Origin of the sequence: Bradyrhizobium genomosp. III (genome assembly GCF_000261705.1) — a bacterium.
Taxonomy (GTDB): Bacteria; Pseudomonadota; Alphaproteobacteria; order Rhizobiales; family Xanthobacteraceae; genus Bradyrhizobium; species Bradyrhizobium ottawaense.
The window spans coordinates 64,594-87,194 of the sequence record NZ_AJQF01000121.1 but is presented as its reverse complement, the minus strand read 5'-3'; the positions used below and the strand labels follow the sequence as shown (position 1 = coordinate 87,194).

16 protein-coding genes and 2 pseudogenes are annotated in these 22,601 nt (G+C 66.0%); 12 read left to right on the top strand and 6 right to left on the bottom strand.

Translation table 11 applies throughout. The annotated features are described in order from the left end of the window. Together IC66_RS0111010 and IC66_RS0111005 are read left to right on the top strand one after the other, a co-directional pair. The coding region (locus IC66_RS0111010; RefSeq protein WP_038947640.1) for a TRAP transporter large permease at positions 1-1,826 on the top strand (1,826 nt) is incomplete at its 5' end. A gap of 12 nt (positions 1,827-1,838) precedes the next feature. After that, positions 1,839-2,816, top strand: coding sequence for an NAD(P)-dependent oxidoreductase (locus IC66_RS0111005; RefSeq protein WP_038947639.1), 978 nt, complete (start codon positions 1,839-1,841; stop codon positions 2,814-2,816). On the opposite strand, the gene IC66_RS0111000 is transcribed toward IC66_RS0111005, so the two are convergent. Next, on the bottom strand, positions 2,813-3,979 hold the full coding sequence (locus IC66_RS0111000) for an ABC transporter substrate-binding protein (protein WP_038947638.1): 1,167 nt from the start codon (positions 3,977-3,979) through the stop codon (positions 2,813-2,815). The genes IC66_RS0111005 and IC66_RS0111000 overlap by 4 nt on opposite strands. A gap of 329 nt (positions 3,980-4,308) precedes the next feature. Here IC66_RS0111000 and IC66_RS0110995 point away from each other — a divergent pair, with 329 nt between their 5' ends. From IC66_RS0110995 to IC66_RS0110980, 4 genes are all read left to right on the top strand, one after another. Then, a complete protein-coding gene (locus IC66_RS0110995) occupies positions 4,309-6,699 on the top strand; it encodes a bifunctional diguanylate cyclase/phosphodiesterase (protein ID WP_049806505.1) in 2,391 nt (796 codons plus the stop codon). Between the two features lie 102 nt (positions 6,700-6,801). Beyond that, positions 6,802-8,103 carry an MFS transporter gene (locus IC66_RS0110990; protein ID WP_038947636.1) on the top strand — a complete coding sequence of 434 codons (1,302 nt, stop codon included), beginning with the start codon at positions 6,802-6,804 and terminating at the stop codon, positions 8,101-8,103. Between the two features lie 158 nt (positions 8,104-8,261). Beyond that, positions 8,262-10,844, top strand: coding sequence for an EAL domain-containing protein (locus IC66_RS0110985; RefSeq protein ID WP_038947635.1), 2,583 nt, complete (start codon positions 8,262-8,264; stop codon positions 10,842-10,844). A 104-nt stretch (positions 10,845-10,948) separates the two neighbouring features. Beyond that, positions 10,949-11,143 (top strand): DUF6894 family protein, encoded by a 195-nt coding sequence (locus tag IC66_RS0110980; RefSeq protein WP_244429102.1) that lies wholly within the window; start codon positions 10,949-10,951, stop codon positions 11,141-11,143. 77 nt (positions 11,144-11,220) lie between these two features. On the opposite strand, the pseudogene IC66_RS48230 reads toward IC66_RS0110980, so the two are convergent. Both IC66_RS48230 and IC66_RS0110970 read right to left on the bottom strand, forming a co-directional pair. Next, positions 11,221-11,441: pseudogene (locus IC66_RS48230) on the bottom strand (hypothetical protein). 78 nt (positions 11,442-11,519) lie between these two features. After that, positions 11,520-11,729 carry a cold-shock protein gene (locus tag IC66_RS0110970; protein WP_028145479.1) on the bottom strand — a complete coding sequence of 70 codons (210 nt, stop codon included), beginning with the start codon at positions 11,727-11,729 and terminating at the stop codon, positions 11,520-11,522. A gap of 442 nt (positions 11,730-12,171) precedes the next feature. On the opposite strand from IC66_RS0110970, the gene rpsU reads away from it, so the two are divergent. Next, entirely contained in the window at positions 12,172-12,447 is a 276-nt protein-coding gene (gene rpsU, locus IC66_RS0110965) for a 30S ribosomal protein S21 (protein ID WP_028145478.1), read from the top strand. 161 nt (positions 12,448-12,608) lie between these two features. Here the strand turns inward: rpsU and IC66_RS0110960 are convergent, their stop codons facing one another. After that, positions 12,609-13,220 (bottom strand): TetR/AcrR family transcriptional regulator, encoded by a 612-nt coding sequence (locus IC66_RS0110960; RefSeq protein WP_038947634.1) that lies wholly within the window; start codon positions 13,218-13,220, stop codon positions 12,609-12,611. Positions 13,221-13,352: 132 nt separating this feature from the next. Here IC66_RS0110960 and IC66_RS0110955 point away from each other — a divergent pair, with 132 nt between their 5' ends. From IC66_RS0110955 to IC66_RS0110940, 4 genes are all read left to right on the top strand, one after another. Next, positions 13,353-14,585 (top strand): cytochrome P450, encoded by a 1,233-nt coding sequence (locus IC66_RS0110955; protein ID WP_038947633.1) that lies wholly within the window; start codon positions 13,353-13,355, stop codon positions 14,583-14,585. Positions 14,586-14,727: 142 nt separating this feature from the next. Then, a complete protein-coding gene (locus IC66_RS0110950) occupies positions 14,728-18,339 on the top strand; it encodes an AsmA family protein (RefSeq protein ID WP_038947632.1) in 3,612 nt (1,203 codons plus the stop codon). Between the two features lie 369 nt (positions 18,340-18,708). Further along, on the top strand, positions 18,709-19,830 hold the full coding sequence (locus IC66_RS0110945; RefSeq protein WP_028145474.1) for a DUF2336 domain-containing protein: 1,122 nt from the start codon (positions 18,709-18,711) through the stop codon (positions 19,828-19,830). 47 nt (positions 19,831-19,877) lie between these two features. Next, complete coding sequence (locus IC66_RS0110940; protein WP_028145473.1) at positions 19,878-20,120, top strand: hypothetical protein; 243 nt, start codon at positions 19,878-19,880, stop codon at positions 20,118-20,120. Between the two features lie 56 nt (positions 20,121-20,176). On the opposite strand, the gene IC66_RS0110935 is transcribed toward IC66_RS0110940, so the two are convergent. Both IC66_RS0110935 and IC66_RS0110930 read right to left on the bottom strand, forming a co-directional pair. Continuing rightward, positions 20,177-21,196, bottom strand: coding sequence for a zinc-dependent alcohol dehydrogenase family protein (locus tag IC66_RS0110935; RefSeq protein ID WP_038947631.1), 1,020 nt, complete (start codon positions 21,194-21,196; stop codon positions 20,177-20,179). Positions 21,197-21,220: 24 nt separating this feature from the next. After that, complete coding sequence (locus IC66_RS0110930; RefSeq protein ID WP_085968322.1) at positions 21,221-21,694, bottom strand: cyclophilin-like fold protein; 474 nt, start codon at positions 21,692-21,694, stop codon at positions 21,221-21,223. A gap of 168 nt (positions 21,695-21,862) precedes the next feature. On the opposite strand from IC66_RS0110930, the pseudogene IC66_RS0110925 reads away from it, so the two are divergent. Continuing rightward, a pseudogene (locus tag IC66_RS0110925) lies at positions 21,863-22,588 on the top strand (LysR substrate-binding domain-containing protein); the annotation flags it as partial. Positions 22,589-22,601: the final 13 nt, after the last annotated feature.

Here is a 22,601-nt window from a genome sequence, read left to right as displayed (position 1 = left end):
CCCGCCACGGCAGCATCGCCCTGCTGCTTCAGCTCAGCGACGCGATCGCGGCCATCCTGCTCGCCGCCGATCTCGTGGTGGTCTGCGTCTCGGTGCTGCTGCGTTTCTTCTTCAACGCGCCGGTCGAATGGTCCGACGACGTCGCGCGCGGGCTGATGGTCGGTTCGGCCTTCTTCGGCGCGGCGAGCGCGCTCGCGCGCGGCGAGAATGTCGGCGTGTCGTTCTTCCGCGATCTCCTGCCGCTGCGCCTGCGCGCGCTGGTCGATGCCGCTGGCGCTCTGCTGGTGGTGCTGATCTCGGGTTACGTCGCCTATAATGCCATCAAGCTGGGCTCATTGACTGCAGGCCAGACCACCGGTTCCGGCCTGCCGCTGGAGCTGACGTTCTATCCGATGGGCGTCGGCGCGCTGTTCATGACGGTGTTCGCCATCGACCATCTCTGCGCGAGGCCGCTTCCCGATATCGTCAGGGGGATCGTTGCGATCATCGTCGTCACCGGGCTCTATCTCGCCTGGGATTATCTGTCGCCGTCCTCGGTGCCGTCGGCGGGCACCTTGATGCTGATCGGCTTTTTCGTGACGCTGTTCGGCGGATTGCCGATTGGCTTTGCGCTGGCGCTTGCCGCGCTCATCTTCATCTGGGTCGAGGGCGCGCTGCCCGGCGTCATCTTCGCCCAGCAGATGGCGCGCGGCATCGACAATTTCGTGCTGCTTGCGATCCCGTTCTTCATCCTCGTCGGCTATCTCATGGAAGCCAACGGCATGTCGGTGCGCCTGATCGAGCTGTTGCAGCGCGGGGTCGGCCGCATGCGCGGCGGACTGAACGTCGTGATGGTGGCGTCGATGGTGCTGTTCTCGGGCATCTCGGGCTCGAAGATGGCCGATGTCGCCGCGGTCGGCTCGGTGCTGATCCCGGCGGCGCGCCGCTCGAAGCAGAACCCCGGCGGCGCGGTGGCGCTGCTGGCGGCGTCCGCGGTGATGGCGGAGACCATCCCGCCCTGTATCAACCTGATTATTCTGGGCTTTGTGGCCAACTTGTCGATCGGCGGCCTGTTCGTTGCGGGGCTCTTGCCGTCGGCGCTGATGGCGCTGGTGCTGATTGCGGTGTCCATCATCTTCGGCAAGCGGCCGGACAAGGTCGAGGACGTCGAGCCGCAGATGCCGGTGTCGGGGCTGTGGAGCGGCGCGATCGCCTCGTTCGGCCTGATCTTCATGATCTTCTTCGGCTTCAAGAGCGGCTTTGCCACCGCGACCGAGATCTCGGCCTTCGCGGTGGCCTATGCGCTCGTCGTCGGCAGCGTGGTGTTCCGCGAGCTCAGCTTCAAATCGGCCGCGCACAGCTTCGTGCAGGCGGCGACGCGCGCCGGTCTCGTGCTGTTCATCGTCGCCGCCGCGCAGTCGCTCGCGTTCACGCTGACCTTGCAGCAGGTGCCGCATGCGGTCGGCGATTTCATGCTCGGTTTGTCGAAGACCTCAGGCGTCTGGCTGTTCATCCTGCTCGCGATCGCCGTGCTGATCGTGATGGGCTCGGTGCTGGAGGGCGCCGCCGCGCTGATCATCTTCGGGCCGCTGCTGTTGCCGGTGGCCGTGCAGCTCGGCGTCGATCCCCTGCATTTCGGCGTCGTGCTGGTCATCGCCATGGGCATCGGTTTGTTCGCGCCGCCGCTCGGGCTCGGCCTTTACGGTGCCTGCCTGATCGGCAACGTGCCGATCGAGCAGACGGTGAAGCCGATCATGGGCTATCTCGGCCTGTTGTTCCTCTGCCTGCTCGTCATCGCCTTCGTGCCATGGCTGTCGACCGCGCTGCCGCGGGCATTCGGTTACTGAAGGAGTTTTGTCGTGAAGGTTCTGCTCGCTCACACGCCGGAGATGCGGCGCAATTACTATGGCGATCGCAGCCTGAGCGGCCTGCGCGCGGCCGCCGAGGTGATCCTGCACGAGAGCGACGAAACCCTGGACGCCGCCGGCCTCGTGCGCGCCGCGAAAGATGCCGACATCATCGTCGCCGATCGCATGACCGAAGGGCGCGGCGAGATTTTTGCGCAGCTGCCGCGTCTGCGGGCCTTCGTCCGCTGTGCCGTCGACATCCGCAACGTTGACGTCGAGGCGGCATCAAAGGCCGGCGTGCTCGTGACCCGGGCCGGCCCCGGCTTCGTTCAGGCGGTGGCCGAGCTCGCGATCGGCTTCATGGTCGATCTCTCCCGCGGCATATCCCGGGCGACGGCGGACTACCAGGCCGGGCGCAAGGTCGAAGCGCGGATGGGGCGCCAGCTCGCCGGCGGCACAATCGGCATCATCGGTTACGGCAGCATCGGCCGCTATCTCGCCGAGGTCGCAAAAGTGCTGCGCATGGAGGTGCTGGTCGCCGATCCCTTCGCAACCGTCAGCGACGCTGGGATCCGGCAGGTCGGTCTCGACGAGCTTCTCGCCGCGTCGGACTATGTCGTTTGCCTCGCGATCGCCAACGAGCAGACCGAGAATTTGATCGGGGAGGCGGCGCTGGCGCGCATGCAAAGGCATGCGGTCTTCGTCAATCTCTCGCGCGGCAATCTCGTCGACGAGGCAGCATTGGCGCGCGCGCTGCTGGAGCATCGCATCGCCGGCGCGGCGATGGACGTCGGCCGCGCGCCTGATCAGATGCCGACGCCGGAGCTGGCGAAGCTCCCCAACGTCATCGCGACGCCGCACGTCGGCGGGCTGACGCCCCAGGCGATCGAATATCAGTCGCTGGAAACGGTTCGGCAGGTGGAAGCGATCGTCAAGAGCGAGATCCCGCCGGGCGCGGTCAACGCCGAGCGATGGACGCGGCGGCCCTAGAGCCGATCCACCGCCCTAAACGTTCCGTCCTTCTGGATCACCGTCAAGAACACCTTCGGCGGCGTGTCGATCATGCGCAGGCCGACGGTGACGGCGCTGCCGCTGATGTCGAAGCGGCCGACATCGTTGATGGCGCGGAGCAGGTTTGCGCGCGTTGGCTTCGGCCCGGCCTGTTCCAGCGCCGCGGCCGCGAGGCGGCCGGAGAGATAGCCTTCCAGCGACACGAAGTCCGGTGTCAGCGTCGGATCGAACGCCTTCTGCGCCGCCTGGTAGTCGGCGACGATCTTGAGCGAGCGATCCCATGGAAACGGTACGACCTGCGAGACGATGACGCCTTCACCGTCGGGACCGAGCTCCCTGGCCAGCGCATTGGCGCCGACGAAGGAGACGTTGACGAAGGTCGGATGGAAGCCGCTGCGGTGCGCGAGCTTGATGAACTCCGCGCAGGGACCATAGGTCCCGACCATCACGATCGCCTCGGGTTCGGCGCGCCTGATCACCCGCCAGGCTGCGGTGACCGCGCGGGTGTTGCGCTCGAACGTGCCTTCGGCGGCAAGCTCGAGGCCGCGCTTGGCGAGCGCGCGCTTGACGCCGACCAGACCGTCGCGGCCGAAGGAATCGTCCTGGTAGAAGATGCCGATGCGGGTGAAGTGGCGATCCTCCGTGAGGTGCTTGATCCAGGCCTCGGCCTCCGCACCGTAGCTCGCGCGGATGTTGACGACGTTGGCAAGCTCGAGGTCGCGCAGGAATTCGGCGCCGCTGAACGGACCGATGAAGGGGATGTTCCTAGCGCTGGTGATCGGGATTGTCGCCATCGCGGTTGGCGTGCCCACCGCGCCGATCAGCGCGAACACCTTGTCGTCCTCGATCAGGTGCAGCGTCTGCGCCGCCGAACGATCGGGGTCGTAGCCGTCGTCGCGGCTGATGAGCTGGAGCTTGCGGCCGTGGACCCCGCCCTTGGCGTTGATCTCGGTGAATGCTGCGACGATGCCTTGCCGCATGCGCTGTCCGAGCGCGGAGGAGCGGCCTTCCAGCGCGGCGGCCTGGCCGAACAGGATCGCATCCTCGCTGACGCCGGCCTCGTCAGCTCTCGCTGCGAGCATGGTCGCGGCGAGGAGCGCGATGGTCAGGACGAGGGATGTCGCTGATCGAAATCGAAGCATCGGGGAGGTCTTGCCGCATGGATGGGAGAAGCCTTGCGCAACATATTCCTGCGAGCCTGAATAGCTCGCTAACCGGCGGCGCGTCGGCAGCCCGTAGTACTCCGGGCAAAACCGGCAACTTGTTTCCACAATGCCGGATCATTCGGGCAGTTCATTAACTAATTCACGCGTTGCGGAATGGTCGGGTTCCGAAATTGTGCAGTTCTTAACCGCGGTCTTGTTCCGATAGCGGCGCCGGCACCTCAACCAGAGGTTCGGTTCGTCGCGGACAGGGGGACGGCGGCTTCAAGATGGGCGATCGCGATCAGAACGATCAGGATCGGGGGCGTATGACCGGATGGTGGCGTGCCGCGCCGCTGCTCGGGCTGTATCGCCCTGCGCTCGTCGCGGTCGGCGTCGGTCTTCTGTTTTCGGTCGTGGGCGCGGCCGCCGTGGCGCGGTGGGAGGATCGAGTCAACAGGATCGAGTTCGAGAACGCGGCCGAAACCGAAGCGATCGTCATGCAAAACGGCATGGGCGAATACATCTCCCGGCTCGTCGCGCTGCGCACGCTGTTCGAATCGACCAATGACGAAGTCACCCGCAGCGAGTTCGAGACCTTCAGCGCCCGCCTGTTCGAGCGCCATCCCGGCATGCTGCGCATTGCCTGGCTGCCGCGCGTCAACCGCAAGGAACGCGCCGAATACGAGACCGCGGCGATCGCGGATGGCGTGTCCGGCTATCGCATCAAGTCGCTCCAGAGCGCGGGCTTTGCGACGGCGCCGCAGACCGATGAATATTTTCCGGTGTTCTACTCGACCCAGCCGAAGACCTCGCCGGTCTACGGCATGGATTACGCCACCGTTCCGGAGCGCCGCGCGGTGCTGGAGCGGGCGCGCGACAGCGACAAGGTCGCAGCCATTCGCACCCGCCTGTTCGAGCCGAAGGAGGGGGGCCGGCTGCCGGACGTTCTCGTTGCCATTCCCGTCTACGCCAAGGGAACGTCGCGCGAGACGGTTGCGGACCGGCGCCGCAATCTCGCCGGCTTCGTGGTCGGCGTCTTCGACCTGCCGCTGCTGATCCAGGCCATTCGCGTCGCCACCGGGGCAAGTCCCGCTGTCAGCATGAACGTCTATCCGCCCTTCACGGCGCAGATCGTCAGCCTGGAGCAGATGCTGCCGGATTATTCCTCGGCGGCCACGGCGCCGCAATCGATGCGGGACGTCGCGCGGGCGCTGCACTGGTTGGGCACTCTCAAGATCGGCGATACCGACTGGCAGGTGCGGGCGGTTCCAACCGCCGGCGGTCCGCTGGAGACGACTTACGATCGCGCCGGCGCGGTGCTGATCGTCGGCATGCTGCTGACGCTGTCGCTGTCGACCTATCTCATGCTCGCAAGCCGCAATTCGCGGCGGCTGTCGCTGGCGAACCGGCGGGTGCTCGAGCTCGCCCAGACCGACATCCTGACCGGACTGCCGAACCGCGCCTTCTTCCTCACACGGCTCGACGAGATGAACAGCCAGCTGAGCGTGCGAGGCCTGCCGTTCTCGATCCTGATGCTCGACCTCGACCGCTTCAAGAACGTCAACGACTCCCTCGGTCACGGTGCCGGCGATGCGCTGCTGCGCCAGGTGGCGCAGCGGCTGAAATCCGCCGTGCGCGCCAACGACGTGCTGGCGCGGCTCGGCGGCGACGAGTTCGCCATCATCCAGGAAACCGGCGCCGATCAGCGCGCCTGCTCGACCGAGCTGGCGGCGCGGATCGCCAAGCTCTTGACCGAACCGTTCCTGCTGCCCGGTCACCGCGTCGAGATCGGCACCAGCATCGGCATCGCCATCGCGCCGGATCACGGCAGCGATCAGGAGCAGCTGCTGAAGAAGGCGGACCTTGCGCTCTATCGTTCGAAATCGGCAGGACGCAACTGCTTCACCATCTACGACGAGGCGATGTCGGCCGAGCTGGAGGCCCGCAACACGCTGGAGGGGGATTTGCGCGATGCCATCGCGCGGTGCCAGCTGGAGGTGCACTACCAGCCGTTCGTCGACGCGCTCAGCGGCGCGCGGCGCGGCTTCGAGGCGCTGGTGCGCTGGCGGCATCCGACACGCGGATTGATTCCGCCGGACCAGTTCATTTCGCTTGCGGAGGAGACCGGGCTGATCGTGCCGCTCGGCGAGTTCGTGCTGCGGCGTGCTTGCGCGGATGCGGCCGGCTGGCCGTCCGGCCTCGCGGTCGCCGTCAATTTGTCGCCGATCCAGTTCAAGGAAGCCCGGCTGTTCGAGGTGATCTGTGCGGCGCTCGCCGATTCCGGCCTGCAACCCCAGCGGCTGGAGATCGAGATCACGGAATCCGTGCTGCTGGAGCGCGGCGGCGAGAACCACGCCTTCATGCAGCGGCTGAAGCAGCTCGGCGTCGAGCTCGCGCTCGACGATTTCGGCACCGGCTATTCCTCGCTCAGCTATCTGACGGCGTTCCCGTTCGACAAGATCAAGATCGACAAGTCGTTCATCCGCAACCTGACCCAGCAGCCGCGCAGCTCCGCCATCATTTCCTCGATCGTGACGCTGGCGCGTGGGCTGGACATGTCGGTCACCGCCGAGGGCGTCGAGACCCGCGAGGAGTACGAGCGGCTGAAGGCGCTCGGCGTCAATTTCGCGCAAGGCTATCTGTTCGGCCGCCCGCAGCCGATCGAGCGGATCCTGTTCGACGCACCCGTCAAACCTTCACGGCGCGACGCCGCCTGAGATCGCCCTGTCGCATCTCGCCCGACGGGCATGCGCGGAATTCGCTTGACCCGGGCACCCCCGGATGGTCGGTAGGACCGTCCAGGGATGAAACACACAAATATGCGGCTTCCGTTCTTCTACGGCTGGGTCGTGGTCGCCGTGACCTTCGTCACCATGGCCATTGGCGTCAACGCGCGCACCGCCTTTTCACTGTTCTTTCCTCCCATCGTCTCCGAATTCGGCTGGGAGCGCGGCGTCACCGCGGGCGCCTTCTCCTTCGGCTTCGTGGTGTCGGGCGTGGTCAGCCCTCTGATCGGCCGCCTGATGGACCGCGCCGGCCCGCGCGCGGTGATGGAGCTCGGCGTCGTGCTGATGGGCGGTGGTCTGCTGCTTGCGCCGCTCACCAGCGCGCCCTGGCATCTCTATGTCACCATCGGCGTCATGGTCGGCGCCGGCTCGGTGTGTCTCGGCTATTCCGGCCAGTCGCTGTTCCTGCCGAACTGGTTCATCCGCAAGCGCGGCTTCGCCATCGGCATCGCTTTCGCCGGCGTCGGCATCGGCTCGGTGACGTTGCTGCCCTGGGTGCAGCACATGATCGAGCAGACCGGCTGGCGCACCGCCTGCACCGGGATGGGCCTGCTCATCCTGGTCGTGCTGGCGCCGGTCAATCTGCTGCTGCACAAGCGCCCGCAGGACATCGGCCTCGAGCCGGACGGCGATGCCGTCTCGGCCGCGGGCGCGGCCGAACCGATCTCCAACGTCGTCGATCCCGTCTGGGTCGGGACCGATTGGACGCTGAAACGCGCGGTGGCGACCGCGCGATTCTGGTGGATCGCACTCGGCTATTTCTGCGGCCTGTACATCTGGTACGCGGTGCAGGTGCACCAGACCAAATTCCTGCTCGACATCGGCTTCAGTCCCGGTGTCGCGGTGTGGGCGCTCGGGATCGTCAGCCTGCTCGGCATTCCCGGCCAGATCCTGCTCGGCCATGTCTCCGACCGGATCGGACGGGAATGGGTGTGGGCGATCAGTTGCGCGGGCTTTGTGATCTGCTTTGCGGCGCTCATGGCGTTGAAGTTCCAGCCGTCGCTATGGCTGGTCTACGTGATGGTGTTCACGCAAGGCGCGCTCGGCTACGGCCTCACCTCGATCATGGGCGCCGTGGTGTTCGAGATTTTCCAGGGCAAGCACCAGGGCAGCATCTTCGGCACGATCATGCTGGCGGCGCTGGCGGGCGGTGCGGCCGGACCGTGGGTGACCGGCTTCCTCTACGATCGCACCGGTGACTACACGCTCGCCTTCGCCATCGCGATGATCGTGAGCGCCTTGTCGGCACTCTCGATCTGGCAGGCCGCGCCGCGGAAGGTGCGGGCCGTCGCCGGCCGGCTGCACAAGCTCCAGGCAGGAACCGGCGCGGATTAGGTTCCGCACGCATCAACATACCGTCGTGGTTTTCGCCGATCGTTAAGCATGCCGCGTCTTGGTCCCGAGGCGATAGGGCGGCAAAAACGTCTTGGACACCATCGGAGCGTTAGCGTCTGAGCGATTGCCGCATTTTCCCGCTATCGCCGGGTCAAACGATGTCCGCCTTCGATTGTCTCACTGAAATTCCGGACGTGCTGCGAGCCGCGCTCGAACGCGCCGACGATGGCGTCGTCATCGTCGATGACGCCCATCGCATCACGCATTTCAACGCCGCCGCGGAGCGCATCTGGAAGCTGGCGAGCTTCGACGTGCTCGGTCGCGATGCCGAAATTCTCGCCCTCAAGGGCCTTCAGGCCGATCCGGTGGCCGATCTCCGGGACGAGATCAGTCTCGTGCGCTGTGACGTCAGCCGCATCAGGGCGGCTATCGCGCTGTCTTCCGTGAAAATCGGCGGCGCCAATCATTACATCGTGTTTGCGCGCGACGTCACCATCGAAGCCGAGCGCCGCGTCAGGATCGGGCTTCTCCACGCCGTCTCCGACCAGACCAACCGGGCGGTGATCATCAGCGACACCGAGCAGAACATCGTCTACGTCAATTCCGCCTTCACGACGCTGTTCGGCTACACCAACGCGGAGGCCGAGGGTCGCCGCGCAGGCGAGTTGATTGCCGGCCGGCACACCGATCGCAAGGCGATCGCGAAGCTCATCAAGCGCCTGATGCATGGCGGTCGCCGCGGCGAAGCCGAGGTGCTGGCCTACGACAAGGACGGCGAGGAGATCTGGGTCTGCGCCCGGATCGATGCCTTCCGCGACATGAAGGGCCGGGTCAGGCACATCTTCGCGCTGCTCGAGGACATCACCGAAACCAAGCAGCTGCGCTCGTTGCAGCAGCTCATCATGGGCGCGCTCGCCGACGAGGTGCCGATCGGCGAGATCGCCGACAGGCTGTGCCGTCGCGTCGAGGAGATCGCGCCCCACGTGGTCTGCTCGTTGCTTCACGTCGATGCCGCGGGCTTGATCCATCCGCTCGGCGGCCCGAGCCTGCCCGATGATTATTCCCGCGCGCTGGACGGCGTGGCCATCGGCCCCGATGTCGGCTCCTGCGGCACCGCCGCCTTCTACGGCGAACCGGTGCTGGCGACCGATCTGGAGACCGATCCGCGCTGGCAGCCCTACAAGGCCATGCCGCTCGCGATCGGCCTGCGCGCCTGCTGGTCGACCCCGGTCAAGGCCAAGGACGGCCGGGTCATTGCGACCTTCGCCTTCTACTATCGAGAAAGCCGCGCGCCGAGCAATTGGCACCGGCGTATCGTCGAGGCCTGCGTCAATCTCGGCGCCTTCGCGATCGAGCGCAAGGAAGCGCGCGCCGAGATCGCGCGGCTCGCCTATCACGACATCCTCACCGGCCTGCCGAACCGCGCGCAGCTGCGGAACCTGATCACTACGGCGATCGATGCCTGCCCGACCGGCAGCCACGTCGCGCTCGCTTTCCTCGACGTTGATCATTTCAAGGACGTCAACGACACGCTCGGTCATGCCGCCGGCGACGAGCTCCTGATCCAGCTCGCCCAGCGCCTGCGCGAGCAGATCGGCCCGGAGGACATGCTGGGACGGCTCGGCGGCGACGAGTTCGTCATCCTGCTCCCGCAACGCAACGCCGAGAGCGCCGCGCGCGTCGCGGCCGACATCACGGAGGCGCTGGCTGCACCCTTGAAGCTTGGATCGAAGCTGATGCCGATGTCGGCCAGCATCGGCATCAGCCTCTATCCCGACCATGCTACCGACATCGACACCCTGATGCAGCAGGCCGATGCCGCCATGTACATGGCCAAGCAGGCGGGCCGCTCGACCTATCGTATCTTCAGCGCCGAGATGAACGGGCTCACCGAGCAGCGGCTGGCGCTGATCGCGGCGCTCCGCCGTGCCATCGCCGAAGGCGCGCTGACTCTCAGCTACCAGCCGCAGATCCGCAGCTGCGACGGCGCCATCCACGGCGTCGAGGCGCTGTCGCGCTGGCGCGATGCCGTGCTCGGCGACGTCTCGCCGGCAAAATTTATCCCGCTCGCCGAGGAATGCGGCCTGATCGAGCAGATCGGCCTGTGGTCGGTGCGCGAGGCCTGCCGGCAGATGGCGAGCTGGCGCCGCGCCGGGCTCAACATCCCTTGCGTGTCGGTCAACCTGTCGCCGATCAATTTCCGCAACGTCACGCTGGCGGCGCGGCTCAAGGACATCCTCGCCGAATACGATCTGCCGGCGGACGCCTTGATGCTGGAGATCACCGAAGGCGCATTCATGCAGGATGGCGTCGCCGCGCTCGAGACCATGAACGCGATCCGCGAGCTCGGCGTTGGGCTCTCGTTGGACGATTTCGGTACCGGCTATTCCAGCCTCAGCCGTCTCGCGCATCTGCCGATCCGCGAATTGAAGATCGACCGCAGTTTTATGCGCGACATCGAGCGTGACGCCAGCGCGCTTGCGATCGCCACCGCGGTGGTGCGCGTCGGTCAGGGCCTCGGCATGACCGTCGTCGCCGAGGGCGTTGAGACCGAAGGCCAGCGCAAGACTTTGGCCGAGCTCGGCTGCGACGTCGTGCAGGGCTTCTTCTACGCACCCGCACTTCCCCCCGTTGCCTTCGAGCGCTGGCTGATCGAGCACTGCGCCGAGCAGGCGAGGGCGATGCTGGGGCGGCTGGATGTGACGGCGGCGGAGAGCGACGCTGTGCGGAAGTCGGCCTAGTTGCCTTTGAGATATTCCCAGCCGGTAGGAACACATCGGCGGCCGGCGGTTTGGTCCCGCGGCGTCCGCCGCATGGGCACCGCCATCTCTGAGGGGGGCCCTAGATGTCGCAATTCTACTTCGACATCTGGGACGGTGAAGCGATCGTCGTAGACGAAGAAGGCCTGGATCTGGCCAGCCGACGGGCCGCGGAGGTCGAGGCCGCGTTGTCTCTTGCCGACATTGCCAAGCAGCTTGAGCCGTCGCCAGCAGCGATGGCCTGGCCATCAATGTCCGGGATGCGAGCGGTCTGGTGTTGAGAGCGATATCCGTCTGCGTAAGAGACCAGCCGGTCAATTGAGATCACCACAAGCGGCATGCCCGCTGATGGGTCTGGCTAGAGCAGCGAAAGCACGATGATCCCGTCTTCGAGTTCCCCTGAAGCGAGGCGGCCCGCGCCATACGCTCGAACTCCGTGCGATGCTTCTGGAGGTAGCTGAAGGCCTGCTTCTGCGTGTTGAATGTGGTGGCAAGCCGGCACGTCTTCCGGCTTGCGCCAAACGCAAGAAGGAAGGTGATGGTTCCGCCGTCCAGTTTGACTCTCACCCGGCCCCGCAAACAACCAAACCCGCTCAATCCGGAGATTGAGCGGGCAAAACGACCGTTTCAGTACATCCGTGAAACGGCGCCACGATATCAAGCCAGCGAGAGGTTCTCGGCGCTGACTTTACCTCGCATCTTGTCGGTCTTGGTCTCGAAGTTGACCTTTTGCCCCTCTGCGAGGCCGGCAAGGCCAGCTCTCTCAACAGCGCTGATGTGAACGAACACATCATTGCTGCCGTCGTTGGGTTGAATGAAACCGAAGCCCTTTTGGCCGTTGAACCACTTGACGGTACCTGTCGTCATCTTCTTCTCCAAAGCGCGCAAACGCGTTCCACGTGACGATCACGCGGTTATCTTCAACTTCGTCGATGTCGTCGGAAAAGGAGCCCGCGGGCGCATTCAACAAGGCACAGCGGCTAATCGAATCATCTCGATATAAGGGGCTTTCGGGATTTTGCAAGGAGCGAAGGCGGCTTGTTGTTGCGGAGCAGTTCTGGGTGTTCCCCGTCGAGGCGGTTTCGCGTGTGTCTGCCGACCTGCAAGCAAGCCGTTGTCGATTGACAGCGCTGCACGACAATGGTCACGTGGACCTCACCAAGCTGCTTCGCCGTGACAGGCAGGATCGGCTCGTCCGAAGCCGCGACGAGTGTCGCCGCTACTATCCTCAAAAATCGCAATGAAGCTCCTGCGCAATTTGGCTGCCGGCAGGACGTGTCGCATTCGCAGCCTCAGTCAGGAGGATCAATTGCACGTACTTGTCAGGGACAACAATGTTGAGCAGGCACTCCGTGTTCTCAAGAAGAAGATGCAGCGCGAGGGCGTCTTCCGGGAAATGAAACAACGGCGTTCCTATGAAAAGCCGTCAGAGAGAAAGACCCGCGAGAAATCTGAAGCGATTCGTCGCGCCCGCAAGCTTGCCCGGAAGCAGGCGATCAGGGAGGGGTTGCTGCCCGCGCCGCCGAAAAAGAAGCCCTTTGAACGCAAGCCGCCTTTGCCGGAAGTCAAAGCACGGACGGAGTAGAGAAGACCTTGGACCATGTGACGGCGATACCGGGGCCTTCTGCCTTGCATCGGGCGTCGCGGTGTTGCCGTGCTCTAGGGCCTGAAATCGATGCCGCGTAGCACGATGCCGGGCGGCGGGAAATTTCAGGGGCAGGGCTGTCGTTCAATAGCGACAGGACTTTACTCCGATGCCAGCCCCGTCCTCCGCCGCAAATCCGTGATCGCGCGCAGAAAGCTGTCCGCGGGCGTCGTTTCCGGATCGATCAGCCGGTGCAGGCGAAAGCCGTCTTCGAGCGCCAGCACGACGGAGGCCATCCAGGGCGGGTTCAGATTGTCGTTCCGTCCGTTGCTCTTCAACGTCGCCTCGACGATGTCGGCCACCAGCTTGCGCCGCGCGCGCAGGCGTTTGGCGAGCTCGGGGCGGCGCTTCTCGGCGCGGGCGACGAACAGGATCATCTCCATGTGCAGGAGCGGCGAGCGGGCGAGGGGATCCTGCCGCGTGCGGTCCATCGCCTTCAGCGCCGCGATGAAATCGTCGAGATTGTCGTGCTGGGCGAGGATGTCGAGGTTGCGCCGGATCGACTGCTCGACATGGTCCTCGAGCATGGCGATGATCAATTCGTCCTTGCTCTTGAAATTCGAATAGAACGCGCCGCGGGTGAAGCCCGCCGCCGCCGCGATCGCCTCGATGCTGGCGCCGCCGATGCCGTCCTCCTCGAACACGCGCGCGGCCGCCTCGAACAATTTGTCGCGCGTGTCGTCCCTGGTCGGCCTGGTTCTCAGCCTTGACATCGGATGAGGTTAGGGCAGAATGCAACTCGATACAACAATGTATCGAGTTGATAAATCTTGGGGATGGTTGCGCCGGGCAGTGGGGCTGCGATCGGCGTATTCGTGTCATCGGCAACCGATTTTGAGGTCACCATGAACGAGCACGTGCAAGGCGCCGGCGGCGCGCCGCTGTTCAACCCGCTCTCGCCGGACTTCATCCGCGATCCCTATCCGCACTATGACCGGCTGCGCACGATCGATCCGATCCACGTGACGCCGTTCGGCCAATTCGTCACCAGCCGCCACGCCGACGTCAGCCTCGTGATGCGCGACAAGCGCTTCGGCAAGGATTTCGTCGAGCGCACGACGCGCCGCTATGGCGAGAAGATCATGGACGAGCCAGTGTTCCGCAGCATGAGCCATTGGATGCTGCAGGCCGATCCGCCGGATCACACCCGCCTGCGCGGCCTCGTCGTAAAGGCCTTCACCGCGCGCCGGGTCGAGGACATGCGGCCGCGCATCCAGGCGATCGTCGACCAGGCCATCGATGCCGTGATCGATCGCGGCCACATGGACCTGATCGAGGATTTCGCCTTCCGCCTGCCCGTCACCATCATCTGCGAGATGCTCGGCATCCCCGAGGACCATCGCGAGGTCTTCTACAAGAGCTCGCGTGACGGCGGCCGGCTACTCGACCCCGTGCCCCTCACACCGGAGGAGATCAAGAAGGGCAACGAGGGCAACTTGATGGCGCAGATGTATTTCCAGCAGCTGTTCGAGCTGCGCCGCAAAAATCCCGGGGACGATCTCACCACCCAGCTGGTGCAGGCCGAGGAGGACGGCAACAAGCTCACAACCGAGGAGCTGACCGCCAACATCATCCTGTTGTTCGGCGCCGGCCACGAGACCACGGTGAACCTGATCGGCAACGGCCTTTTGGCGCTCCACCGCAATCCGGACCAGCTTGCGCTGCTCAAGGCGCGCCCCGAGCTGATGGAAGGCGCGATCGAGGAATTTTTGCGCTACGATTCCTCGGTGCAGATGACCGGCCGCGTCGCGCTGGAGGAGATCGAGGATCTCGGCGGCAAGAGGATCCCCAAGGGCGAGACCGTGCTGTGCCTGCTCGGCTCGGCCAACCGCGATCCCGCAGTCTATCCTGACCGGCCGGACCGGCTCGATGTTACCCGCCAGAACGTGAAACCGTTGTCGTTCGGCGGCGGCATCCATTTCTGCCTGGGTGCCCAATTGGCGCGCATCGAGGCCGAGATCGCCATTGCCACCCTGCTGCGGCGGCTGCCCGATCTGCGCATCGACGACGTCGAAAACCCGGAATGGCGGCCGACCTTCGTGCTGCGTGGCCTCAAGCGGCTGCCGGCGAGCTGGTGAGGCGGCTCGGCATTAACCTCCGCGCGCAACAGTCGCTGTGACTTCGCCACACTTCCCTCTATATAAGGGGCTGTTCCGGCGCGCCTGAAGTCCACTAAGGCCAGGGTTTGGTCCGGATGCCGGTTTGGCCGAGGGGAGACCCGTGCAGACGACGCTGCTCGGATTGGCGATTGCCTTCATCATTGCGCTGCTGGCCGCGCTGATCGGGCCTTACTACGTCGACTGGAACCAGTTCAGGCCCCAGTTTGAGGCGGAGGCTGGCAAGATCATCGGCGTACCGGTGCGGGTCGCGGGCGAGCTCGACGCGCGGCTGTTGCCGGCGCCGACGCTGCGGCTGCGCCAGGTCACCTTCGGCGGCAACAACGATCTCGGTCGCCTGCGCGCCGACAAGCTCGACGTCGAGTTCAGCCTGGGCTCCTTGATGCGCGGCGAATGGCGCGCCACCGAGCTTTCGGTGGGCGGCATGGCGGTCGACCTCGGCCTCGATGCCCGGGGGCGGGTCGATTTGCCCTCCACCGCGAGCGGCACCTTCAATCTGGCCTCCCTCGCCATCGAGCGGCTGAATCTCACCGGCCGCATTGCGCTTCACGATGCCGCCAGCCGCTCGACGCTGGAGCTGAACGACATCGCCTTCTCCGGCGACGTCCGCTCGCTCGCGGGCTCGGTGCGCGGCGACGGCAGATTCACCGCCGCCGGGGTGCGCTATCCCTTTCGCGTCTCCTCCGGCCCGAGTGCCGACGGCAGCGCCACCCGTCTCCACCTCAACATCGATCCTGGCGAGCGCGCCATCCTCGCCGATCTCGAAGGCGTGCTCGCCTTCGACAACCGCCTGCCGAAATTCGACGGTGCGCTGACGCTGGCCGTGCCGGCGGTCAAGAAGGCGGGCGAGGCGGGTCCGACGCCGTGGAAGCTCACGACCAAGCTCAAGGCGGACCCGGCCGGCGCGAAGTTCGAGCAGATCGACGCGAACTTCGGCGCTGAAGACAATGCGCTGAAGCTCGGCGGCGTCGGCGACCTCAGATTCGGCGCCGCGCCGCTGCTGCGCGCGGTGCTGTCGGCGCGCCAGGTCGATGCCGACAAGCTCGCGGGCAAGGACGATGCCGAGCCGCTCCGCATCCTGCCGGCGTTGCGCGCGGGGCTGGCTGCCATTCCGCAGGCGCCGATCCCGGCGCAGATCGAGTTCAACTCCGACCAGATCATGCTCGGTGGCCGCCCGCTGCAGAACATCGCGGCCGAGCTTCAGACCGATGGACGATCCTGGACCTTCCAGCGGCTCGAGCTGCGCGCGCCCGGCATGACGCAGCTCTCGCTCAACGGCGCAGCCCCGGGCGCCGACAGTTTCAGCGGCCGTCTCAGCGTCGAATCCTCCGATCCTGACGCGCTGGTGGCCTGGCTCCAGGGCCGCAGCGAGATCAACCGCCGCAGCACGCGGCCGCTGCGTCTTGCCGGCGACGTGACGATCGCCGCCAACCATCTCGCCATCGACAGGCTGAAGGCCGACATCGAAGGCGGCACCGTCGAGGGCCGCATCGCCTTCGTGCAAACAGGCGCGAGCAAGGGCTCGCGGATCGACGCCGAGCTCAAAGCCGACCGTCTCAACCTCGATGCCGCCGCAAGCTTCGTGCGCGCGCTTGCGGGGCCCCAAGTCGAATGGCCGGAAGAGGCAAAGCTCTCGCTCGATATCGGCCGCGCGATCTCCGCCGGCCAGGAGCTGCGACCGTTCGCGGCAAAGCTCGCTTTCGGCCCCGCATCGCTGTCGCTGGAGCAGCTGCGCTTCGGCCAGGCCAGCGGCGTGACCACGGAGGCGAGCGGCAGCTTCGACCGCACCAAAGCCACCGGCAAGCTCGCGCTGAAATCCTCGGCCAATTCGCTGCGCGAGCTCACCGCGTTAGTCGAGCCGTTTGCGCCCGCGGTGCGCGCGCGTTTCGATGCCATCCCGTCATTGCCAGGCGCGACCCGCCTCAAGCTCGATCTCAGCCTCGACAAGAATGCCGAGCATGCCGATCGCAGCAATGCCCGCGCCGTGCTTGATCTCGACGCGCCGCAGCTCAAGGCGACGGCGACGCTGGCCGCGCAGATGCCGGCGGCGGCGGTCAACGGCGTCGATATCGACAAATTGCGCAACAGCGACTTCACGCTGGACTCGAAGGTATCGGCCCCGCAGGCCGGCGCGCTGCTGGTGCTGCTCGGGCTCGATCGCGTGGTGGCTGCAGGCGAGGGCGCTTCGCAATTCGAAGGCAAGCTGACCGGAGCGTGGCGGCGGCCGTTGCAATTGAATGCCAAGCTCAGCGGCGGCGGGCTGGACGCCGATGCGCAGGGCAGCGTCGAATTGTCGGAGTCGAAAGCCAGCGTGAATCTGCGCGTGCGCAAGGCCAATCTGGCGCCGCTGTTCGGGACCAGCCCGGCCGACAAATCGATGCAGGCCGTGAGCCTGTCCTCCCGCCTCACGCTCTCCGGCAACCGCCTGACCTTCGACGATCTCGACGGCAACGCGGCCGGCTCGCATTTGCGCGGTCATCTTGCGGTGACGCTCGATCAGGAAAGGAGCGTCGACGGCGAAGTCGGCCTCGATACGCTCGATCTGGCGCCCGCGCTCGCGATGGCGATCGGCGCCGCCGGGCACGAGTCCGGCGAGCCGCTGAGTGCGGGGTTGTTGGGCGGCTGGCGCGGCCGCATCGCTTTCCAGGCGCTGCGCGGGATGTTGCCCGGTGGCATCGAGCTGCGCCCGTTTGGCGGCACGCTTCGAAGCGACGGCCAGTCGCTCGCACTCGATGCGCTGAAGGGCGGCCTCAGTGGCGGCGAGATGTCGGCGAGCTTCGACGCACGCAACGGCGCGAATGGTCTTGCGCTGAACGCGCGCATCGATCTCAGCAATGTCGATGCGGCGACGCTGCGCTATCGCGATCTCGCGCTGCCGAAGGGGCGCGCCACGGTGCAGATGGCGCTGACCAGCCAGGGCCGCAGCGTCGCGGCGCTCACCGGCGCGCTCGCCGGCAACGGCACGGTGACGCTGGACTCCGCGGAAATCGGCGGCCTCAATCCGCGCGCCTTCGAGATCGCGATCCGCGCCAGCGACGGTGGCCAGGTCGCCGACGACAACCGCCTGCGGCAGCTCGTCGAGCCCGCGCTTGCCGCCGCGCCGATCGCGGTGGCCTCGGCGCAGATCCCGTTCACGATCCGCGACGGACGCTTACGCGTCGGCGCGACCCCGCTCGAAGCGAAGAATGCCCGCGCCATCGTCTCCGGCGGCTACGACATTCCCGCCGATCAGGCCGACATCCGCGCCAGCCTGACGCCGATCATGACCGGGCTCTCCGGCGCGCCGCCCGAGATCCAGCTGTTCGCGGCGGGCCCTCCCGACAAGCTCAATCGCACGATCGACCTTGCGCCGCTGTCGTCCTGGCTTGCGGTGCGCACGATCGACCGCGAGACGCGCCGGCTCGACGCCATCGAGCGCGGCGAGCCTCCGCCGGCGACCGCGGCGCTGCCGACGCTGGTGTCTCCGGATGCAGCGCCCGAGTTGGCGCCGGCCAATGTGCCGCTGCCGGGCCAGGATCCGCGCCGCGCACCGTCAAAGCCGAAAGCCGCGCCGCTGCCAAAGGCCCCGCAGGCCGCGCCCGCCGCGCCAAGCCCGCCGCTCGCCCAACAGCTTGCGCCGCTGCCGCCGGCCATCGACGTGAAGCCTGCACCGGGTCCGCCGCCCGCCAAGCCCAAGCCGAAGCCGCCGCTGGTCCTGACGCCGCAGAATCCGTAAGGGTGACTTTAGTGAGATGAACGCGCGGGCTCGGTTCAACCTCTCCCGCTTGCGGGGAGGTCGGCGCGAAGCGCCGGGTGGGGGCTCTCTCCACATTGGGAGTCTCTCCGTTGAGACAGCCTCTCCCCAACCCTCTCCCGCAAGCGAGAGAGGGAGCGCACCTTCCGAGCCGCCTTGTCCGCCCGTGAATCCATTCCCTCGCATTTGAATGAATTTTGCCCGGCAAAACTGATTTGCCGATTTTACCGAATTCTCGCGTTTGATCTCTAGCGTCAGTTCCCAGAGGAATCCGGTGTCCCGCCACGAGTGGCGGGGCGCCGCGCCAAAAGAACTGCCAAGAATTACTCGCCAAGAACTGGGGTTATCGAGATGAACGGGGCGAAAACGCTTCTACAGGATCTGGACGACGCGATCGCGCGCGGCACTGACGAGAGCCGGGCGAAGGCGTTGTGGCATGCGACCGACATTCTGATCACCGGCCGCTACAGCGACGACGAGATCAGCATGTTCGGCGAGGTCATCGGGCGGCTCGCCGACGAGATCGAGGTCGCCGCGCGCGCGCAGCTCTCGGAGCTGATGTCGGCATGCGATCACGCTCCGCTCAACGTCATCGAAAAGCTGGCGCTCGACGACGAGATCGAGGTCGCCGGTCCCGTGCTGCGCGACTCCACTCGTCTCGACGAGAAGATGCTGGTCGAGAGCGCCATGACCAAGGGCCAATCGCATCTACTCGCAATCGCCCAGCGCAAATCGATCGGCGAGGCCGTCACCGACGTGCTGGTCAAGCGCGGCGATCAGGAGGTCGTGACCTCGGTGGCCAGGAACGAGGGCGCGCGCTTCTCCGGTTCGGGCCTGTTGCACATGGTCCGCCGCGCCGAAGGCGATTCGATCCTCGCCGAGCAGCTCGGCCTGCGCAAGGACGTGCCGCGCCACATCTTCCAGCAGCTGATCTCGAAGGCGTCGGAAGACGTCCGCCGCCGCCTCGAGACCGAGCGGCCCGAAATGATGGCGCAGATCCAGAGCTCGGTGACCGAGGTCACCGGCGATCTTCAGTCCAAGTTCGGCCCGTCCTCGCGCAGCTATTTCGTCGCCAAGCGCGTGGTGACGACGCAGTATCGCCAGGGCAACCTCAACCAGGATTCGATCTCGAACTATGCGCGCCAGCACCGCTTCGACGAGGTGCAGATCGGCCTGTCGCTGCTGTCGGCGCTGCCGGTCGACGTGATCGAGCGCGCGATGATGGACCGCAACCGCGAGATGATTCTGGTGCTGTGCAAGGCGCTCGACTTCTCCTGGGACACGACCATGTCGCTGCTGTTCCTCGGCGCCAAGGATCATCTGATCACGGCGCGCGAGCTGCACGACAACGAGCGGGATTTCGGCCGGCTGAAGATCGAGACCTCGCGCAGCGTCTTGAAGTTCTACCAGTCGCGCAAGACCGCCGGCGATTCCACCGCGGGCGGCCGTCAGCCCGAGCTTCAGGTCCACTGAACAGGTGCACTGAGCATCGTCCCGGACTTCAAAGGGGAGTATTTGCAATGTTGCCTCAATTCGGCACCGCGGTTCGCAAGAAGAACCTCAACAGCGCCGTGACCGCCGATCTCGGCGCGGGAGCGCCCGACAAGGCGTCGGTGGACGCCGCCTGGCTCGTGCTGGAAGCCGCCAATGACCTCGGCGACCACGCCGCGATCGACGCCTGCCGGCGTGTCATCGACGCCGAGCTGAACGGGACGGTGGCCGGAAGCTCGGACATCGATCTCGTGCTGGGGTATTTCCGGTAAGCTGCCTCACACACCGTCATCATCTCTCTCGCTTCGCCGTGAGGCGTCGCCCCATCTTAGAGGGTGATCAACGTCTTGATCGCGCGCCGTTCGTCCATGGCGCGGTATCCCTCGGCGACGTCGGACAGCGGCAGCTTGAGGTCGAACACCTTTCCCGGCTTGATCTTGCCGGCGAGGACGCGGCCGATCAGGTCAGGCAGGAAGCGCCGGACGGGGGCCGGTCCGCCGAGCATGCGCCGCTGCGCGAAGAACATCGCCTGGCCGTCGAAGGTCACGCCGTGCGGCACGCCGACATAGCCGATTGATCCGCCGGGCCGCGAACAGGCGATCGCCTGCGCCATCGATTCCTGCGTGCCGACGCACTCCAGAACGGAATCGGCGCCGACGCCATCGGTGAGGTCCTTGATGCGGGCAATGCCCGCCTCGCCGCGCTCGGCCACGATGTCGGTGGCGCCGAATTCGACCGCGAGCTGCTGCCGCGTCTTGTGTCGGCTCATGGCGATGATCCGCTCGGCGCCCATCTCCTTGGCCGCCAGCACGCCCATCAGGCCGACGGCGCCGTCGCCGACTACGATTGCGGTCGATCCCTTGCGAACGTTGGCGGCATCGGCGGCATACCAGCCGGTGCCAAGCACGTCGGAGGTCGCGAGCAGGTCGGCAATGAGATCGGGTGACGGATGCTCAGCGGTTGCGACCAGGGTGCCGTCGGCCAGCGGAACGCGCGCGTAGGGGGCTTGCGCGCCCGACATGAATTCGCGCTGGACGCAGGAGGAATGGAAGCCGAAGCGGCAATGCGGGCAGGTGTTGTCGGAGATGCAGAACGAGCCGACGACGAACTGCCCGGGTCGCACCGTCTTCACCTCGCTGCCGACCTCCACGACCACGCCGCAATATTCGTGGCCCATGTGCTGCGCACGACCGTCGATCGGCTGCAGGCCGCGATAGGGCCAGAGGTCGGACCCGCAGATGCAGGTTGCCGACAGCTTGATGATGGCGTCGGTGGGCTTGAGGATCTTGGGATCGTCGACCTCTTCGCAGCGGATGTCGCCGGGACCATACATGAGTGTTGCCAGCATGGCTGAACCTTTCGGGTTTGATCGTCAGGAGAGAAGCTCGAGCCGCAGCGGATATTTTCCGCGCGTGAGCAGGGGCTGAGCGCCGCCGTCGAGATGGCCGAGACGGATCAAGCCCTTCGAGTAGCGATAGCTGCCGTGGAAGAAGGCGAGATTGCCCCAGGGCGCGAAGTAGCAGAGATCGCCCGGCGCCTCGTCGGCGAACGGGACGCTGTCGAGCTCCGTCAGCTTGCGCGGCAGATAGGCGATCTTCTCGTTGGTCGAATAGTCCTCGATGGCGAGGTCGAGCGGCAGCAGAGCGACGAGGTCCCTCGCCGACGGGTTGTCCAGAAGGGTTGCCGTAAAACTGTGGCGGTCGAAGGCGCATCGCATCTGCATGTTCGCAGCTCCCGTCCGCCCGGCGGCGTTCGTCACGGTGAGGCCGGCGACGGAGCCGGGCACCGCGGCGGTGGCCACGAGGCCGCCGACAACGGTCCGGCGCGTGAAGCAACGTCTGGACATGATACATGCGCCTGTGGTCGGGGCCGGAGGGCACGAGAGCCGCGGCCGCCTCCGCCATTGGACATAACGCCCGGCGGGCGATCCGATTAGATGGATTAATCCGCTTGCGTTGATCGATGGGAGGCATGAATGGGAACTCTCGGCGGTGGAAGGCGATGGCCAGGCAGGATTTCAACGACCTTCGCCGGCGAGCGGCTGCGGCAAGCGATGGCACCGCGCATCGCGAAGATCGAGGCCGACATCGCCGACCTCATGGCGTTCCGCGACAAGCCGTCCGGGCGGACCAGGATGACGATCTCGAACCATGCATTCGAGAGCGTGGTGTGGCCGAAGCTGGAGCCGGTCCTGAAGAACTATCCGGACATCAAGCCCGAAGTCAGCCTCGACAGCGGATTTCGCGACATCGTCCAGGAGGGCTTCGATGCCGGCGTCCGTCTCGGCGAGAGCGTCGAGAAGGACATGGTCGCGGTGCGGATCGAGCCGGATTGGCGCCTGGTGGCTGTGGCTTGACCCGGCTACTTCGCCGAGCATCGCGCGCCCAAGCATCCCCACGAGCTCGTAGGGCACTGTTGCATCAGCCTGAGAATGGAACGGGCGGGCGGGCTTTACGCGTGGGAATTCGCCAAGCGCGGCCAGGAGCTTCGCGTCCGGGTCGACGGGCAATTGACGTTCAACAGCTCCTACACCCAGGTCGAGGCGGCCCTGAGGGGATACGGCATCGCCTACGTTCCGGAGAACATCATGAAGGCGCACATCGCCTGGGGCGACCGCGCGTTGGTGCTGGACGACTGGTCTCCGACGTTCGACGGCCACCACATCTACCATCCGAGCCGGCGCCAGAACTCGCCCGCCTTCAAGGTCATCGTCGACGCACTGCGTCATCGCGGGAAGTGACGGCGGCCGGCGA